Here is a 2,547-nt window from a genome sequence, read left to right on the forward strand (position 1 = left end):
TGAACTTTTTCTTCACCCATTGCTTTTATAGCTGGAAATAAGGTTGAAATAGTCTTACCAGTTCCAGTTGGGGCTTCGACAAATAATCGTTTCTGATAGACGATTGTCTTATAGACAGCAGCTGCCAACTCATGCTGCCCTGTCCGAAATTTTGGAAAAGGAAAATCGAGTTTTTTTATGGAATCATTTCGTGTCTTACGTAAATTAGCCCTTAAAACTAACCAATACTCATATTCATCAATCAACTGCTGAAAAAAATCAGTCAGTTCATTTCGACCTAACACTTTCTCTTCAGTAGTTACTTCTTCATTACTAACTTGAAAATAAGTTAACTGTAACGTTACATGTTTTAATTCTGGATGTTCCTTTAAAATAATATACCCATAAACCTTTACCTGACCCCAGTACAATTCCAAAGTATTATCACTAAGTTCATCAAATGGTTGATCAGAAGTTTTTATTTCTTCAATAATTATTTTATCGGAAATTGAAGTTATTCCATCAGCACGACCTGAAATAACATATTCCGTATCATTCATAGTTACATTCGTCTTTAGATATACTTCACTTTCATAATCCTTATCTTTAGAACGAGACTTTTGCAGACGACGATGGATTCGAGCACCATTTAGAGCTGTATTTTGACTATTCTTTGTTTCATTTAAATCACCGCTACGCAAAACAAACTCTACCAACTGGCGAATCCCAATTTTAGTCGTCATAAATTACCTCCATAAATTACTAAATAATATTGTAAAACATGTGTTCGTTTTTGTCTTTAACTAAACCACCCATAATAACTAAAATATATTTTCTCTTACTCTTGGAGACACCAGATTTAACTAACAAAACACATGCTATAATATAAAACATTGATTATTTTTTGAAGGGGAATTCATCTTTATGACAAATGATACAAAAAATATCTTGAAGGAATCTTTATGCGCGGTATTACATCACAAAAACATCGATAAAATCACTATCAAAGATGTCGTCAGTGAATGTCACCTAACGCGTCAAACTTTCTACAATCATTTTTCAGATATTTACGCCCTCGTTGAATATTCCTCTAGCCAAGTAGCTGACGATGTTTTGAAAAATGCCGACTATGATAATTGGCAAGAAGCTTTCTATCAAATTATGATATTGATTCAAAACAATCAAAAATTAGCTAAAAACGTCTACCTCTCTGTTTATCGAGATGTTATGCACAAGTATATTTACGAAGTTATTTACAAATACATTATCCAAATTGTCGAGGAGCAAGCTAACGGTCTCAATGTCGATCAAAGTCATAAAAACTTCATTGCACATTTTTACAGTTTGGCCTTCATTTCCATCATTTTTGAATGGGTTCGTAACGATATGAAAGAAGATCCTCGCAACATCGTTGATCAAATCAGCGTTTTAGTACAGGGTGATTTTAAAAAAGCCTTGCGCAAATATTCAATTTAAAATGGAACATAAGCAAAAGGCTAGATATTTTTCTGGATTTATACCCAGAAGAGATACCTAGCCTTTTTTATTTTCTATTCTATAACCAAAATTAAGAAAGAACCCAGTTTTTGATTACGAGTCTTCTTTATTATAGACGCTCAAACGTTGAACATCTTTGTCATACTCTTGCTAATTATTTAGTTGAACCACGTTTTACAATGCTGTATGGCAACTTAATTGTATTGTCATCAATTTGTTCTTGATTCATCATCTTTGTCAAAAGACGCATAGCAACAGCACCGATATCGTACAATGGTTCTTCGATCGAACTCATCTTAGGACGAGTTACTTCACAAAGAATTGTATCATTACTTGTAACCATTTCGAATTCATCGGGAATCTTCACTCCAGCTTTAACTGCGGAATTTAAAATTCCTGAAGCTAATAAGTCATCAGTTACATAAGCGGCTGTAGCACCACTACTGTGAACTGCATCCCAGATAGCTTCGCCGGCACGAACAGAATATTCAGCTTCAAAAACTAAGTTAGATGAAAAGTTCAAGTGAGCTTTTTTCAAAGCCTTCTTGTATCCATCTAATCTAAATTTACCGTCAATTGGATTTTCCAAACTGCCACCTACAAAGGCAATCTTCTTATGTCCATTTTGTGTTAATTGACCAACAACACTAGCAACAGCATCAGTAAAATCAATATTTACACTGGCACTTTCATTATTCTTATCAACCGAACCGGCCAAAACGATTGGTGTTTTTGAGTTTGCTAAGATACGTTTTAATTTCTTAGATAATTGCTTACCCATGTAAATCAAACCATCAACTTGCTTTGATAACAAATTATTCAAGATTTGTTCTTCATCGCCAACTGATTCTTGTAAACTAGTTAAGATAATATTGTACTTGTACATTGAGGCAACATCGTCAATACCCTTTGCCAATGATGCAAAATACAAATTAGTAATATCTGGTAAGATTACACCAATAGTTGTACTCTTCTTACTTGCCAATCCACGTGCAACCGCATTAGGACGATAATTTAAGCGATCAATTACTTCCAAAACACGTTTTCTGGTTTCTTCCTTTACATTGGCGT

The 2,547-nt window shown here is 33.9% G+C and carries 3 protein-coding genes; 1 reads left to right on the forward strand and 2 read right to left on the reverse strand.

Features of this window, described 5'->3' with window-relative positions; all coding sequences use genetic code 11:
• Nucleotides 1-722, reverse strand: a 722-nt coding sequence (locus FHL06_RS12365) for a PD-(D/E)XK nuclease family protein (RefSeq protein WP_192917983.1), incomplete at its 3' end; no start/stop codon positions are given.
• A 181-nt stretch (nt 723-903) separates the two neighbouring features.
• Here FHL06_RS12365 and FHL06_RS12370 point away from each other — a divergent pair.
• A complete protein-coding gene (locus FHL06_RS12370) occupies nt 904-1,455 on the forward strand; it encodes a TetR/AcrR family transcriptional regulator (protein WP_120141702.1) in 552 nt (183 codons plus the stop codon).
• Nucleotides 1,456-1,630: 175 nt separating this feature from the next.
• Here the strand turns inward: FHL06_RS12370 and FHL06_RS12375 are convergent.
• Nucleotides 1,631-2,547, reverse strand: a 917-nt coding sequence (locus tag FHL06_RS12375; RefSeq protein ID WP_153386880.1) for a substrate-binding domain-containing protein, incomplete at its 5' end; no start/stop codon positions are given.

Source organism: Companilactobacillus halodurans (assembly GCF_009600985.1).
GTDB classification, from domain to species: Bacteria; Bacillota; Bacilli; order Lactobacillales; family Lactobacillaceae; genus Companilactobacillus; species Companilactobacillus halodurans.

What these genes read in the sequence shown, in the direction of transcription:
- FHL06_RS12370 (WP_120141702.1), top strand. Translation starts at nt 904, where the DNA reads ATGACAAATGATACAAAAAATATCTTGAAGGAATCTTTATGCGCGGTA.